Below are 15,285 nucleotides of genomic sequence, written 5' to 3'. Positions count from 1 at the left end.
GTTCTACCCTTCCTGGTGTCTTTAACGTGATGGCACCACTCCGATTCCATCCCGAACTCGGTTGTGAAACTTCACCGTGGCCAAGATACTTGTCGGGTTGCCGACCGGGACAATAGCTCGATGCCAGGATTATTCTTTCCTACCCCTCAATCCGACAAGATTGGGGGGTTTGGTTTTTAGGAAAAATCAGAGGATTTTAAATCTAAACCTCGCTCAAATATTGTATCTATGGCTAACATTTCTCCGTCGCTAGTCATAAATTTATGATCTTTGGTTGCTTGGATAGTTTGCCCATTTTCTAGGGTGTATTCAAAGACTTCTTGTAAACCTCGCTCGTGCCATTGAGAGATTGGTTGACTATAAACAAAACCATTTTGGTCAACAGTATAAACAGTGCAGTTAATTTCTTCGCTCACAATTTTAGCAATTGGTAATAATCCGTATTCCTCAGTTAAAATTAACGTCTCACCTCCTAGACAATATTCGGCAAAATTTACCATCTGTTCAAAGAGATTTTCAGCGATTCTTTTTTCCACACCATTTTTAGCAGCACCATCGATAAACATCTCCCTTTGTTTCTGCATTTCGGAGGCTTTTTTCTTACCCATTGCCCGACGCAATAGATCCGCTTCTCCTAGGGAATAACCGGCTAAATCCTGCGCCATTTTCATAATCTGTTCTTGATAGACTAAAACTGCGTAGGTTTCCTTAAGAATTGGTTCCAATAAAGGATGATCATAACGAATGGGTTCTCTACCGTGTTTTCTGCCAATAAAGAGAGGAATTAATCCCGCATCTAAAGGTCCGGGGCGATAGAGTGCTAGGATTGAAGATATGTCCTCAATACCCGATGGTTTTAACTCTTTAACGATCTGTTTCATCCCCGATGATTCTAACTGGAAAATACCTTCTAAATCCCCTTCTTCTAGTAATCCGTGAGTTTTGAGAATATCGGGAGGTAGTTTTTTATGTTCCCCTTTAGCCCGAATTTGCAGGGCTTTTCTTTCATCTAAAGGCAATTGATCCAGATCGATATCTATGCCCTGATTTTGTTTAATTAAATCGGCAGTTTTTTTCAAAGTGGTTAAATTTCTTAACCCTAAAAAGTCCATTTTTAACAATCCCAATGATTCTAAATCTTCCATAAAATATTGGGTAATTACCGCCCCATCATTATTTTTCTGGAGGGGAACCACTTCATCTAAAGGTTGGGAAGAAATGACGACTCCGGCGGCATGAACTCCGAAAGTTTTGTTAGTACCTTCGATACGAATTGCCATATCTAACCAATGACGCACATGGGGTTCCGTATCGTATCTTTCTTTAAATGCTGGTTCGGGAGTTTCATCGGAAATCATCACTTTTAAAGGTGTGGGTTTACCGCGAGAAACGGGAATCATTTTCGCCATTTTATCCGATTCGGCGTAGGGAATATCTAACACCCGCGCCACATCTTTTAAGACAGCTTTTGATGTCATGCGGTTAAAAGTAATGATTTGGGCAACATTAGCCTCCCCGTATTTTTCCGTGACGTATTGGATCATTTCATCCCGTCTCTCAATACAAAAATCCGTATCAATATCAGGCATAGATTTCCGTTCAGGATTGAGAAAACGCTCAAATAATAAACCGTGATGAACGGGATCAATATTGGTTATTTTTAAAGAATATGCTACCAAAGAACCCGCCGCAGAACCGCGTCCTGGACCGACGGGAATATCATGATCTCTAGCATATTTTATATAGTCCCAAACGACGAGAAAATAGGTAGAAAATCCCATTTTCTGTAACATTTTTAATTCGTATTCCAGCCTTTCTTTGTAAACAGGTTCAATCTCGTGACGAGAAGGACATTTTAATCTTTCTAGTAATCCTAACCAGGCAATTTCTTCTACATAACTATCAGCAGTATGTCCCGCAGGAACTGGATAATTAGGGAGTCTCGGTTCATTAAATATGTTATAAGGTTCGACTTTTTCTGCTACTTCTAAGGTGTTATTAATTGCTTCTTCAATCACATCTTCTGGCAGATGATCACGGAAAAGTAAACGCATTTCATCAGCAGATTTTAAGTATTCTGTGCCGCTATAACGGAGGCGTTTGTCTTCAGTAATTAACTTGCCAGTTTGAATACAAAGTAAGGCATCGTGTGCCTCTACATCATAACAGGAAATAAAGTGAGAATCGTTAGTGGCAACTACTTTAATCCCTAATTCTTTAGCAATTTTAACTATTTCTACATTAACAATCCGATCTTCTTTAGAACCGTGATCTTGAATTTCTAAATAAAAATCATCACCAAAAAGTTTTTTATACCATTTAGCAGTTTCCTTAGCCAATTTTCTGTTATTAGCTAAAATTGCTTGGGGAATCTCTCCACCCAAGCAAGCACTGGTAACTATCAATCCTTCGTGATATTGTTGGAGTAAATCTTTATTGATACAAGGACGAGCAAAAATGCCTTTACCTTGAATACCTTTCAGATTAGAAATAGTAGTTAATTTAACCAGATTTTTATAGCCTTGGGTATTTTTGGCTAAAACAACTTGATGATATTTTCGGTGGCGAAGATTGACTTCAATATCGCCATTGACTACATACATTTCGTTGCCAATAATTGGTTTTATTCCCTTATTACGACAGGTTTTAATTAATTCGATCGCACCATACATGACTCCATGATCGGTTAAAGCGATCGCCGGTTGTCCTAATTCAATCGCTCGATCAATTAGTGCCGGTAATTGGGAAGCACCATCAAGTAAGCTATAATCACTGTGAATATGTAAACCGACAAAAGACATAGTTTTTCAGGAAAAAGTGACAAGGAAAAGGGGAAAAAAACCAGAATTTACTTACTTTTAATTTTCAGCAATCACAGTCTATTTTTAGGGTTGATTGAGAATCCTATAGGGGAAAGAACTTTCTTCTAAATTAAACCATTGTTCTCGAAGTTTCTGGTTATCATTGCTGCCGACGACAGTATCAACAAATTTTTTCCATTCGGGATCGTTTTTGGGTAAAATACAGCCATAAAGTTCGGTGGTAATCGGTTGACTGGGTAGTAGCACAAATTGTCGCGGATCCTGTCCTTGTTTAACGATTTCCCCCAGTAGAAGAATTCCATCACTAACCACTGCTTTTACTTCTCCCCTTTGTAATTTTGCCACTGCTTCACTTCGATCGCTGACAGCTTGCCAATTAGCCAGAGGATAGATATAACGAATAATACTATCGGTGGTGGTGTGGGGAATATAGGCGATCGCAACTGCCGCTAAAGTGTTATTAATATCTATTTTATCAACATTTTCCCTTTTAGTTAAAAATTGCGCTCCCGTCATAAAATAGGGAATAGAAAAATTAACCTTTGCTAGTCTTTCTTCCGTGATTGTTGCCGCATTACAGGATAAATCTACTTGTCCCTGTTCCACTTGCTGAAAACGATTGTTAGTCGTCGCTTCTGTAAAGGTTATTGTAATCGGTTTACCTAATTCTTGTGCTAATCGACGTTGGACTAAGCGCATTAATTCCACTCCGTAACCTGTCCATTGTCCCGTTTTCTCATCGATATAACTAAAGGGAACAGCATCTTTTCTGGCTGCCGCTTTTAATTCTCCCGTGCGAGCAATTCTTTGTAAAACTGTTTCTGCCAAGGCTGATAAATGTAGGTTATTTATCAGTAAAAGACCTAGAAAAATAAACCAAAAGTTTTTAGACATATCAAGAAAGCAAGAAGAGGACAGGAGATAGGGAGAAAAAAGCTAACGGCCGATGTGCGATTAGCAAATGCTGCTGTATTTTAACTACGATCCTCGAATAATCCACTCAAACGTTCTACTTCTGTTTGTGCTGTGTACATAGGAGTTCCAGCCAGAATTCCGGTAACATTGCGGAAAGGTTGACCAATGTGCATACCTTGATGATCGATAGAAAACTCACGAATATCCTTATCGTGCATAGAACCGCGCATTTTTAAAACAGTGATACCGCGGCGCATTTCTCCATACATTTCCACATAACGCAGCAGAATAATTGAATCAGTAATTGTAGAAATATGCGCTTCTGTGATCGAGGAACCTCCTAATAAAGTGGGAGTGGTGGAAGTAAATAATCCTCCCACCTCTTTTTGCTTAATAAAAGAAGTCAAACCGATAATAAATTCCCGAAATCCTTTCAGATTAGAAACCCTTTCTAAAGCAGATAAACTATCTACTGCCACTCGATTAGGTTGAAACTCCTCGATAATTTCCTTCATCATAATTAAATGATTTTCTAAACCCGTAGTTTCGGGATAACGGCAGACTACCTTTAACTTACCTTCCTTTTCCATGCGGTCATAATCCACCCCCCAACCAGTAGCATTTCTAAATAACTGTTCGCGACTTTCCTCGAAGGCAAAAATTAAACATCTTTCCCCATTGGTTACTCCCCCGGCCATAAATTCTGTCACCATGAGGGTTTTTCCTGTTCCCGTGGCTCCCGAAACCAAAATAACCGAATCGCGGAAGAAACCACCACCACACATTCTATCGAGTTCCAGGCTGCCAGAAGTAATACGAATATTAGAGGATTTTTGTTCTAATTCAATAGCTGATAAAGGAATAATCACGGCCCCTTTGTTGGGAATAATTGTAAAAGGAAATTCTCCTTTTTGGTGATCGGTTCCCCGATATTTTAAAATTTCGATCGTCCTTCTTCTTTTCTCATCGGTTAAAACGTTGCGTAAAATCACCACATTATCGGCCACAAACTCCTCCACCCCATAACGACTGATTTCGCCGTATTCTTGGGTTCTTTCTGCGGTCATAATCGCTGTTACTTCCAATTCTCGCAAAGCGGTTGCCAGACGAAAAAGATCACTTCTCACTTGAGCGCTATCACTTAAATGGCTGAAAATTGCGCCTAAAGAATCCATAGACACCCGTTTGGCTTTATTTTTGCGGATAGCAAACTCAATGCGAGCGATTAATGCGCCTAGGTCGTATTCTCCCGTCACCATCGGCTTTTCTTCCGGTTGGGGGGAAGCATCGACAAAGGCCCATTGACGATTCTCCTCCCACTGCCGGATATTCCAACCAAAACCACCCATATTTTTTCTTAGTGCTTGGGGTGGCTCCTCGAAGGTGACAAAAACGCCATTTTCTCCATTTTTGATGCCTTCTGCGAGAAATTGACAGGCAAAGACCGTTTTAGCACTTCCCGCTGTTCCTGCTATCAAAGTTGCTCTTCCTTTCGGCAATCCCCCTTCCGAAAGAAAATCAAAGCCGGGGATTCCTGTTTCTAACTTCTCAATCAACTCTAGGGGATTATTTTGCGTCATTTAAGTTCTCTATGAAAACGAGCCAATGTTTATTGTACCTATTTCAGTGACCGGCGATACCAGAAATTTATCCCTAGTTTGAGAGTTTGAGCATTGGTAATAAAATTTCCAAGACATAGTTTAAATGCAGGACAGCTTAACCCAAGAATAAATGGAAACTAGATAATACTAAATCCGTTGAGTAACGCACAGAAAACGGGTTTCTCCGAGAAACCCGTTTTCTACTCATGCAAAAGGCAAAACGGAGAATAAATAATCAGTTTTTAATAACTGGATTTAGTATAAGCAGGTAAATCTCCGCCACAATTAACACAGGAAGGAGCCAAACCGAAAAATAGATAAATTCTCTTTATTTCAGGGTTCCTTGAGAGGTGCCATTATTTGACGCATCTCAAGGAAAAATAAAGTAAATTTCTCTGACTATAAAGGAACTTGAGTAATCCAATCTTGATACTTTGGTTCCTGATTAAGAACGATAGAACTTAACTTTTCTTTTAACTGATAAGTAATCGGTTTAGCCGCAGGTAAAGAAAAAGTTTCAATCTTTTTAATCGGAGTTATTTTCGCCGCAGTGCCACTTAAAAACACCTCATCAGCGATAAATAACTCCGTCTTATCTACAGGTCTTTCAATCACCGGAATACCCAAATCCCGTGCGATAGTTAAAACACTATCTCTAGTAATCCCCTCTAGAATATCTTGGTCAAAACTAGGAGTAATTAGCTGACCATTTCTGATGATAAAAATATTCATTCCCGTCGCTTCACAGACTTTACCCTGAGAATTCATTAAAATTGCCTCATCAAACCCCGATTCTACCGCTTCCGTTTTTGCTAAAGCAGAAGTGATATAAGCGGCGCTAATTTTACCTCGCAACGGGAAACTTCTATCCTCTTGACGATACCAAGAACTAATCCGACAGTTAACCCCATCGGCTGCTAAATAATCATCCATTTCTAGACCATAGACTAGAAAATCCTTCTCGATACCATGCAATCGCGGGGCAATTCCCAACCCCGAACTATAGACAAGGGGACGAATATAAAAAGGTCGATTACACTGATTCTTTTTAACAAAATCGATAATTATTTGATAGATTTTATCAGCAGGAATCTCGTAATTAAGAAACTTAGCACTTTGACTTAAACGCTGACAATGACGTTCTAATCTAAATAATAATATCTGTCCAGGATTGCTAGGGTCGGGAGTACCTCGTAAACCCCCAAAAGCGGCAGTTCCGTAGTGTAGTGCGTGGGTAGCAACGGATAATTTTGCCTCACTAAAAGGGATAAATTTATTCTCAAAATAGGCGAGAGGAAGGAAAGGAATTTCGGCGGTAATAGACATTTTTTTGTTGATTGAACCAAGAACTAAACGGGATTTACCCATGCGGAAAAATTTTGTTTCTGGCTATTAGAAGGATTTTCTACCCTGATAATTTCATAGCGAATCGTCTGCGGGGTGGCCAGTGGAACAGCAAGGGTTCGCAATTCATCGAGATGAAAGACTGTTATCTGAATAATATCACCTGCGCGGTAGTCTTTTAATCTTTCGTTTAACTGTTCCGCCGTCACTCGCAATCCATCGATGGCTAATAATTCATCATCAGCATTAATTCCCGCTTTTTGACAAGGAGAACCCATCTCGACAAATTTAATTATTTCTTTACCCGCTTCACTCTGTACCCGCATTCCCAGATAAGGTATCGTCTCCCCATTGCCAACACCCCGCAGATAGAGTCCAAAAGGTTCAAGATATTCATTAAAGGGTAATTCTGCCAAACCGTCGATATAACGCCGGTAGAAGTCGGTTAAATCCACTCCAGCGGCAGATTCGAGAATTGCCTGCAATTCCCCATCGGTATAACCAATCTCCTCTTTACCGAAATGTTGCCACATCGAGCGTAAAACATCATCGAGGGAACGACGGTTATCGGTGTGGCTGCGAATTAGTAAATCGAGAAGCAGCGACAATAATTCCCCCTTGAGATAGTAGGAAATTTGACTATTATCGCTATTGCTATCCCGTCGGTAGAGTTTTATCCAAGCATCAAAACTCGATTCGCCTAGAGGTTGGACAAGACGACCGGGTATATTGAGATAACGAGTGATTTCTTTGCTTAAAAGCTCTAAAAAAGTCTTACTATCGTATATTCCCGCCCGTAGAGGGATTACTATATCGTAATAACTGGTGGTTCCTTCGGCAAACCAGAGGGAAGAAGTATAATTTTCTGCATCATAATCGAAGCTTTCTAAAGCTTTTGGGCGAATACGCTTGATATTCCAGAGATGAAAGAACTCATGGGCGACTAATTGCAGAAAACGATTATATTTATCCTTATCTCGTAATCCCAAACGCGCATAGTTAAGGGTACAGGAATTTTTATGTTCTAGTCCCCCGTAACCAGCCGCCGAAAGATGTAGCAAAAAGAGATAATTATCATAAGGGAGTCCACCGAACATAGCCGACTCGGTTTGAATAATTTTAGTGGTATCGGCGATAATTTGACTAGGATTGGCGTTTCCCCGTCCCCAGATAGCTAATTGATGGGGTTTTCCCTCGACGACAAAATCGTATAACTGATGAATACCCACTTCCACAGGACTGTCCACTAGGGTATCAAAATCGGGAACGTGAAAGGTGTTTTTCTGTCTGGGTAAAGATTTTAAGGCAGTGGTAACGCGCCAATCGGCATGGGGGGGGATAATTGTCAGGGTGAGGGGATGTTTTTGATAATCGGGGATATAGAAAAATAAAGCAGCCCCGTTGAAGTAACCGTGAGTATCATCGAGATGGTTGGTTCTGACGGTTAAATCGTGGGCAAAAACGCGATATTTGACCGTTATTTCGGAACTGTCACCATTGTCAATCTGCCAGTGATTTTTAGCAACTTTGCGACTGTTGAGGTTAACAGCTTGAAAATCTTGGACTAAACGGGAGTATTCCCGCACCAGATAGGAACCGGGAGTCCAAACCGGCATTTTTAGGTTTAAAATCGGAGCTTGCCAACCGGTAATCTGTAGAGTAACTTCAAAGAGGTGTGAAGTCGGTTCCGGCATAGCCACTTGATAGCTGAGACTTAAACGAGTTGAGGAGATGGTAGTGGGGGAAATAAAACTGGTCATCGGCATTACACAAGCTTTTAAGTTATTATAGCGGCAGGCTTTCGGCTAATTTCCCCGGTTTCGCCGCCAAAAATCCGATGGTTTTGCAAGATTTGACCGAGCAGTTTTGGCACTGTAACCCCCGCAAATCCTGCGAGGGTTGTCGTGCCGATTCAGCGTCTTTCTGCCGGGGGTGCGGGAGGAATCACATCGGTGGGAGGAGTTACCTCTAGGGGAACCGAACGAGTTTCGGGGGCCGCCACAGTGACGGGAACGGTAATCGGTTCGGCTGCTGCGGGGGCCGTATTTTGAGGACTAGGAGCAGCGGCGCTGGTAGGAGCAACGGTAGTACGCCGACGACTAGAACGGCGTTGGCTGGGTTCGCTAGTATTAGAACGGACGATAGTTTGCTCACGACTTACCCGAACCCGTCGCCGTCTGCGGATAGGTCCTTCGGTGGGGGAACCCTCATCGCTGCTGGCTAAACGATTGTTAGTAGTTTGGGTAAAGTAGGTACGTCGGGGTTTAATTGGTTCCGCTTTTAATGTCACCGGACGTTTGCCTAAATTCGGTTCTGGGAAACCTTGATAGGGAATATCCTTGATTGCTTCTAACATAAATTGTCGCCACATCCAAGCGGACATGGTACTGGCTCCATTGGTGGGTTTATTATTGTCATTACCGAGCCAAATTCCCGTGACTAATTGGGGAATATAACCGACAAACCAAAGGTCACGAGCCTTGTCAGAAGTGCCAGTTTTTCCTGCTACCGGACGACCAATTTGTGCGGGGGTTCCCGTTCCCGAATTAACCACATCCTGCAGCATCCAAGTCATCGTCGCCGCCGTGTTTTGATTGAGAGCAGTTTTCGGTTTAAAATTGGCTTGATAAATTGCTTTACCATGGCGATCAAGTACCTGACTAATACCGTAAACTGGTTGATGCACACCATTATTAGCAAAGGTTCCGTAGGCGCTGGTCAATTCTAAAAGATTGACTTCCGAAGCACCCAAAGCCAAAGAATAAGTGGGTAAAAGTTTCGACTGGATCCCCATATCTTGAGCTAATTTAATCACCGGATTCCAACCGACGGCCACTAACACCTGAACTGCCACCACATTCAGGGAAGAAGTCAAAGCATCGCGCATGGACACCTCGCGGCCGCTATACCTATCACCGTAGTTTTCCGGTTTATAACCATCCACCACATACTGAGCATCTTTATAACTAGAATAGGGGGATTTACCCGCCGCAATCGCCGCCGCATAGACAAAAGGTTTAAAAGTAGATCCCGGCTGACGTTTTGCTTGTGTCACCCGATTGAATTGATTCTTATCGTGGTCAATTCCTCCGACCATGGCCTTAATTTGTCCATTTTTGGGGTCAATTGCCACTAAAGCCGCCTGTTGGAAGTGCTGCCACTGGCCATAACGAGAAACCGCTCTTTCTACCACTTCCTCCGCTTCGCTTTGCCAACGAGGATTAAGGGTAGTTTTTACCACCAATCCCCCCGCTTCTAGGGTTTTAGCGGGAACCAGTTGCGGCAGTTCTTTTTCCACATAATCGGTAAAATAGGCCGCTTGCCGTTGCAGACGTTTTAGGGGACTGGTTTTAATGACTAGGGGAGATGCGATCGCTTGTTCTGCTTGAGCGTTAGTAATAAATCCCACCTCGGCCATAGTTTTGAGGACGATATTACGCCGTTCTAGGGCAGATTTAGGGTTTTCGAGGGGAGAATAGAGACTAGGAGCGGGAACAATCCCGGCAAGGGTGGCAGCTTCGGCTAGAGTTAATTTATCGACGGGTTTACTGAAATATAACCAAGCGGCATCGGCAAGACCGTAGGCCCCGGAACCGAGATAAACTAGGTGAAAATAACGCTCTAAAATCTGGTCTTTTGTATATTTATCTTCTATTTTCTGAGCGATACGCATTTCCCGTAATTTGCGATCAAAACTCCTTTCTTGGGATAAAAAGACAATCCGGGCCAATTGTTGGGTGATGGTGCTGCCTCCCTCCACCACTCCCCCGGCTCTCAGGTTAGAAAAGAGAGCGCGAGCAATACCCTGGCCATCAACTCCCCCGTGTTCGCGAAAACGGCGGTCTTCACTAGCGATAAAGGCCTCCTGTACCAGTGGGGGAACTTGGGCAATTTTCACGGTTTCGTAGGTACTAGGGCCATTTTGCTTGAGGATTTCCCCATTAGCGGCTTGAATGGTTAGGGTGCCTGGACGAGCATAGGTTTGTATATCGGCGATATTTTGCGGTAGAGAGCTTTCAAGGCGATAAATAGCCCAACCTACCCCCAAAATGCCCCCAGTTACGCCTAATCCCAATCCCAAGTACAACCCAAAGCGGGGATGTTGTCGCCATTGCGGTAAGGGGGAATTATCGAGCAGGGTAGTAAATTTGTTCTTTAAGGGTTTTAATGTCTCTAGAGCCTTGCTACTGGTTCGGGAGACTAAATTAAGCTTTTTTTCTTCGGAAGCGGCTTCTACTGGCTTTTCCCCCGCAACGGGAGCAGATTCGGAGTCGATAGGATCGACTTTAGGGGGTTGCTGGGAGTTCTCTAATTTATTAGCGAGATTATGAAAAAATTGACTAAGTTTTTGTTTGTATTTCATGTTAGTTGAGCGGGTGTGGGAGTGGGAATTATGAATTATGAATTATGAATTGGGGAGAGGGGAGCAGGGAGAATAAATAAAAATAATTTCCCGACGACCGACTCCTTAAACTTAAAGATCGCTAAATTGTCGCCACCATTGCTGGAGAGGATAATAGACGAGGGGAGTCCAGAGACTACTAAGCAGAGCAGAAGTGAGGGCAATGCGTTGATAATCGAGCCAAAGATCGGCGAGATTTTTGCCTCCTTGTAGATAGTATTGAAAAGCGATCGCACCATCGGCAATTAAAGTCATAACAAAGACAATTAAGACCACGGCGATCAATTCTTCTTTAACATAACGTTGTCGGTGTAAACGGGAAGTGAGGAAACCGATGAGACCAAAAACCATGATATGGGAAGGATAATTAGAGGTTAAACTATCTTGAATAGCGCCGATCGCTAATCCGGCCACCACACTATCGAGACAAGAGCGATTGAGACTCCAACTAACCAACCAAATCAGTAACCAATTGGGAGCGATGCCTAAAATCTCCATACCGGGCAGCCGCATTAAGGAAAGAAAGGTACAGAGAAGCAGCGAAGCGATAGTGACTAAAATATTCAGGATAAAACGAGAACGGGCTGATAAACGGCTTAATTTCAGCATAATTCCCCCTCTCACTGCTGAGGTTGCGGGTGAACGAACACCCATTCGAGATTGTCCACGGTGGCGGTAAATTCAATTTTGGCGGTGGGGGCGGGATTTTCCTGTAAATTAAGGGAAATTATACGACCGATGGGCAACCCTGGCGAAAAAAGACTACTAAAAGCCGAAGTTGTCACCACATCTCCCGGTTTGACATCGGGAGCTTTTTCAAAAAAGCGCAGGGTGGCGACTTGGGAATCCTGACCTTGAATTAAACCCATGGCCCGACTACGATTCACCGTTGCTCCGATGCGACTTTGGGAATTACTGACCAATAAAACTTTGCTGGTGTGGGGAGTAACTTCTGTAATCCGTCCCACTAAACCACCAATTCCCGTCACCGAAGCACCCACTGGCACACCATCGGCGCTACCCCGACCAATAATTACCTGTTGCCACCAATCATCAGCGCTGCGGCCAATAATTGGGGCAGAAATCAGGGGTTTTTTCTGGGTTTGATAATAACCAAGCTGTTTTTTTAATTGTTGATTTTGATATTCGACTTCACTTAAACGATTTTGTAATTCTCGCACCCGTTGATCGGCCAGAAGTTGCTCTTGCAGATTAGTTTCCTCTCCCTGAAAAGGGCGGGTTAATAAACCATACAATTCTAAAATCGCCCCACTTTGATAGGTGCGAATGTACCAAGCTCCCCCCAGAGCGGCAGCGAGCAGCAAAAGTCGCCATCCCTGCTGTGTCCATTTTCGTCGTGCTGAATACATGAGCGATTTAAAACCTCTTGGCTGTGTAGAGTGAGAATCCGTGTATTTTGCCGCTAACCGATCCTAGTGACCTTTAGACATTGCGAGTTGTTTCATTAACGATCCGCTCAAAGAGTTTCTGATTTTTTAACACTTCTCCCGTGCCTTTGACCACACAGCGCAGGGGATCTTCAGCGACATGGGTAACGATACCGGTTTCGTGACTGACTAGGAGATCGAGTCCCCGTAATAAAGCACCCCCTCCCGCTAACATGATGCCGCGATCGATAATATCGGCAGCTAATTCGGGGGGAGTTTTTTCTAGGGTACGTTTGATCGCATCAACGATCACAGAAAGTGGCTCATCCATACTTTCCCGTACTTCTTCCGCTTTGATGGTCACGGTGCGGGGTAAACCGGACATGAGATGCAATCCCCGCACTTCCAGAGGAGGAAATTCATCTCCGGGGGAGGGATAAGCCGAACCAAGGCGAATTTTAATATCTTCGGCCGTACGTTCCCCGATAATCAGGTTATGGACTTTTTTTAGATAGGCGATAATTGAGTCCGTCAGTTCATCCCCGGCGACGCGCACCGATTCGCTGATCACTGTCCCATCGAGACTGAGAATCGCCACTTCCGTCGTGCCACCACCGATATCGATGATCATATTTCCCGTCGCTTCCGAGACGGGTAAACCGGCACCCAAGGCCGCGGCAACCGGTTCATCAATTAACCCCACTTCTCGCGAGCCGGCATTTTTGGCCGCATCCACCACCGCACGTCTTTCTACGCCGGTAATCCCACTGGGAACACCGATTACCATGCGGGGATTGCCAATCGTGCCATCGAGCGCTCGTTTGATAAATTCCGCTAACATGATCTCGCAACTGTAGAAATCGGCGATTACCCCATCGCGCAGGGGTCGCAGCGCGGTGACATGACCTGGAGTGCGACCGAGCATTTTTTTGGCCTCCTCCCCGACAGCGATCGGGTTACGATCTTGATCGATCGCCACTACCGATGGTTCCTCTAAAACAATACCTTTCCCCGACACATAAACGAGGGTGTTTGCTGTCCCCAAGTCTATACCTATGTCCCTGGATAAGCCTAGACCTCTAAAAAAACCCACTTGTTTTCACTCCTGTTCTTATAAAACGTTGCTATAGCTAGACTTTTGATCGAATCGACTTGGATTTTATTACGTTTTGTTTCTCAAGTCTAGTTAATTATCGCTTCTTTCTCTCCAGATTTACGCAAGTCTTCAGCCTAATTTTCTGGCTGCCCACCGGTCAAGTCCAAGGTTTCGGGCTAAAATAAACATACTATTGTACTAAATTGAGGATTTAAGACCATGAGTTTAAATCTGGTTCATTTGGTGGGACGAGCGGGGAGAGACCCGGAAACGAAGTATTTCGAGTCCGGCAGTGTTAAGTGTACCTTGACTTTAGCGGTTAATCGTCGCTCTAAAAATAGCGATCAGCCGGATTGGTTCGATCTGGAAATTTGGGGCAAAACGGCGGAGGTGGCCGCTAATTATGTGAAAAAAGGCGGTTTAATCGGGATTAAAGGTTCTTTGAAAATGGATACTTGGAATGATAAAAACACGGGATTAGCTCGTTCTAAACCGGTAATTCTCGTCGATCAATTAGATTTACTCGGTTCTAAACGCGATAGTGAGGCTAATTCCGAGCGAGAATTTTAAAGCTTGAGCGGTATTATTTCCAGATTTTAGGTGTGTTAGCCTCTAGTAACACACCCTTATTTATTCTCTAATTGACTGGAAAAATATTGCTGTAAATCCGGTAAAACTTGCCGATAAATGGCTGTATTTATCTCTATATCCCAGCCAAGAATAGAATTGAAAGGGATAATTTCCACCAGGGAATTACTATAGGCGATCGCTTGTAAAGTCCCGACAAATTCGGGGGTCCAGAGATTTTCTTGCAGGGAAATATTTTGTTTTTGTAACCAACCGATCAAAGCCGAGCGCCCGATCCCGGGTAAAATATCAGCAGTCAGTAGGGGACTGTACCAGCAATTATCTTTCCATCCCCATAAATTGCCCGTGCTAGTTTCTAACCAATTCCCGACTCGATCAACTAATATCGCTTCTTTTGCTCCTTTTTTTTGAGCCGTTTGTGACGCTAACCAAGGGGTCAAATAATTACCAGTTTTATGTTCTCCTAAAACCCGTTGCCAAGCGGGATTATCTGTTACCCACCCAATAATTCCCCGCTCTTGTCTAATGTTTAAATCTTCCGGAAGAAATCTGCCTTTAATCCACTCCCTACCATCGGGAAAAATTGTAATTCTCAGGACAGCATAGAATAGGGATAATTCTTCGGCTCCTTGGCGAATTCGCCGCCAATCGGGAGCGGGCCAGTGGAAAACTTGTAAACTAGAGTGCAAACGTTCGAGATGCTCTTGCCAATGGGTTAGGGGATGATCTAAGCTTTGTTGATAGATACGCAGGGTAGTAAATATTGTGGCTCCATAAAGTAGCCCAATATCATCAATACCCAGACTTATTCGCTCATCCTCGATTAATTCGCCATTATACCAATACATAATCAGTTATCAGTTATCAGTTATCAGTTATCAGTTATCAGATTTGAGTTTTAAGGATCTTCTAGAGTAGTTATGATATTTTAGCAGAAAATAATGGTTCTTCGTTACTTGGTATGGTTCGATCAGGGGGCAGAAATCGGCTAAATTCTTATCTGGCAAGAGACTTATAGGCTCATTGAAACTACTAATTTGCTATAACCAGTCTAGGAGAGCCTTACTGATTACTGTTTACTGTTTACTGATGACTGTTTACTGTTTACTGTTTAGTGATAACTGTTTAC

11 protein-coding genes and 1 rRNA gene are annotated in these 15,285 nt (G+C 43.2%); 2 read left to right on the top strand and 10 right to left on the bottom strand.

Annotated elements, in window-relative coordinates; genetic code table 11:
- The first annotated feature begins 11 nt into the window (after positions 1-11).
- Positions 12-129, top strand: a 5S ribosomal RNA gene (gene rrf / locus IM473_RS13145).
- A 47-nt stretch (positions 130-176) separates the two neighbouring features.
- Here the strand turns inward: rrf and IM473_RS13140 are convergent.
- The 9 genes from IM473_RS13140 to IM473_RS13100 all read right to left on the bottom strand — a co-directional run bounded on the left by IM473_RS13140 (position 177) and on the right by IM473_RS13100 (position 13,565).
- Entirely contained in the window at positions 177-2,801 is a 2,625-nt protein-coding gene (locus IM473_RS13140; protein WP_287660446.1) for a DNA polymerase III subunit alpha, read from the bottom strand.
- 84 nt (positions 2,802-2,885) lie between these two features.
- Positions 2,886-3,716, bottom strand: coding sequence for an amino acid ABC transporter substrate-binding protein (locus IM473_RS13135; RefSeq protein ID WP_287660445.1), 831 nt, complete (start codon positions 3,714-3,716; stop codon positions 2,886-2,888).
- Between the two features lie 80 nt (positions 3,717-3,796).
- Positions 3,797-5,317, bottom strand: coding sequence for a circadian clock protein KaiC (kaiC, locus tag IM473_RS13130; protein WP_002797104.1), 1,521 nt, complete (start codon positions 5,315-5,317; stop codon positions 3,797-3,799).
- 420 nt (positions 5,318-5,737) lie between these two features.
- Positions 5,738-6,664: a branched-chain amino acid transaminase gene (locus IM473_RS13125; protein ID WP_287660444.1), complete on the bottom strand. Its 927-nt coding sequence runs from the start codon at positions 6,662-6,664 to the stop codon at positions 5,738-5,740.
- Positions 6,665-6,687: 23 nt separating this feature from the next.
- Complete coding sequence (locus IM473_RS13120; protein ID WP_287660443.1) at positions 6,688-8,448, bottom strand: M61 family metallopeptidase; 1,761 nt, start codon at positions 8,446-8,448, stop codon at positions 6,688-6,690.
- 146 nt (positions 8,449-8,594) lie between these two features.
- Positions 8,595-11,045 carry a transglycosylase domain-containing protein gene (locus IM473_RS13115; RefSeq protein WP_287660442.1) on the bottom strand — a complete coding sequence of 817 codons (2,451 nt, stop codon included), beginning with the start codon at positions 11,043-11,045 and terminating at the stop codon, positions 8,595-8,597.
- 111 nt (positions 11,046-11,156) lie between these two features.
- On the bottom strand, positions 11,157-11,738 hold the full coding sequence (gene mreD / locus IM473_RS13110; protein ID WP_287660441.1) for a rod shape-determining protein MreD: 582 nt from the start codon (positions 11,736-11,738) through the stop codon (positions 11,157-11,159).
- Positions 11,705-12,454 (bottom strand): rod shape-determining protein MreC, encoded by a 750-nt coding sequence (mreC, locus tag IM473_RS13105; protein WP_287660440.1) that lies wholly within the window; start codon positions 12,452-12,454, stop codon positions 11,705-11,707. The genes mreD and mreC overlap by 34 nt, the downstream gene beginning before the upstream one ends.
- Before the next feature lie 73 nt (positions 12,455-12,527).
- Positions 12,528-13,565: a rod shape-determining protein gene (locus IM473_RS13100; protein WP_287660439.1), complete on the bottom strand. Its 1,038-nt coding sequence runs from the start codon at positions 13,563-13,565 to the stop codon at positions 12,528-12,530.
- 222 nt (positions 13,566-13,787) lie between these two features.
- Here IM473_RS13100 and IM473_RS13095 point away from each other — a divergent pair, with 222 nt between their 5' ends.
- Complete coding sequence (locus tag IM473_RS13095) at positions 13,788-14,138, top strand: single-stranded DNA-binding protein (protein WP_159252077.1); 351 nt, start codon at positions 13,788-13,790, stop codon at positions 14,136-14,138.
- Positions 14,139-14,194: 56 nt separating this feature from the next.
- On the opposite strand, the gene IM473_RS13090 is transcribed toward IM473_RS13095, so the two are convergent.
- On the bottom strand, positions 14,195-15,004 hold the full coding sequence (locus IM473_RS13090) for an aminotransferase class IV (protein ID WP_287660438.1): 810 nt from the start codon (positions 15,002-15,004) through the stop codon (positions 14,195-14,197).
- Positions 15,005-15,285: the final 281 nt, after the last annotated feature.

The sequence above is a fragment of the Microcystis sp. M015S2 genome (genome assembly GCF_020245945.1).
Taxonomy (GTDB): Bacteria; Cyanobacteriota; Cyanobacteriia; order Cyanobacteriales; family Microcystaceae; genus Microcystis.
Note: the sequence above shows the minus strand (reverse complement) of the source record. Positions and strands in the feature narration are given on the sequence as shown.

What these genes read in the sequence shown, in the direction of transcription:
- IM473_RS13120 (WP_287660443.1), bottom strand. Translation starts at nt 8,448, where the DNA reads ATGCCGATGACCAGTTTTATTTCCCCCACTACCATCTCCTCAACTCGT.
- IM473_RS13135 (WP_287660445.1), bottom strand. Translation starts at nt 3,716, where the DNA reads ATGTCTAAAAACTTTTGGTTTATTTTTCTAGGTCTTTTACTGATAAAT.
- kaiC (WP_002797104.1), bottom strand. Translation starts at nt 5,317, where the DNA reads ATGACGCAAAATAATCCCCTAGAGTTGATTGAGAAGTTAGAAACAGGA.
- mreC (WP_287660440.1), bottom strand. Translation starts at nt 12,454, where the DNA reads ATGTATTCAGCACGACGAAAATGGACACAGCAGGGATGGCGACTTTTG.
- mreD (WP_287660441.1), bottom strand. Translation starts at nt 11,738, where the DNA reads ATGGGTGTTCGTTCACCCGCAACCTCAGCAGTGAGAGGGGGAATTATG.
- IM473_RS13095 (WP_159252077.1), top strand. Translation starts at nt 13,788, where the DNA reads ATGAGTTTAAATCTGGTTCATTTGGTGGGACGAGCGGGGAGAGACCCG.
- IM473_RS13115 (WP_287660442.1), bottom strand. Translation starts at nt 11,045, where the DNA reads ATGAAATACAAACAAAAACTTAGTCAATTTTTTCATAATCTCGCTAAT.
- IM473_RS13140 (WP_287660446.1), bottom strand. Translation starts at nt 2,801, where the DNA reads ATGTCTTTTGTCGGTTTACATATTCACAGTGATTATAGCTTACTTGAT.
- IM473_RS13090 (WP_287660438.1), bottom strand. Translation starts at nt 15,004, where the DNA reads ATGTATTGGTATAATGGCGAATTAATCGAGGATGAGCGAATAAGTCTG.
- IM473_RS13125 (WP_287660444.1), bottom strand. Translation starts at nt 6,664, where the DNA reads ATGTCTATTACCGCCGAAATTCCTTTCCTTCCTCTCGCCTATTTTGAG.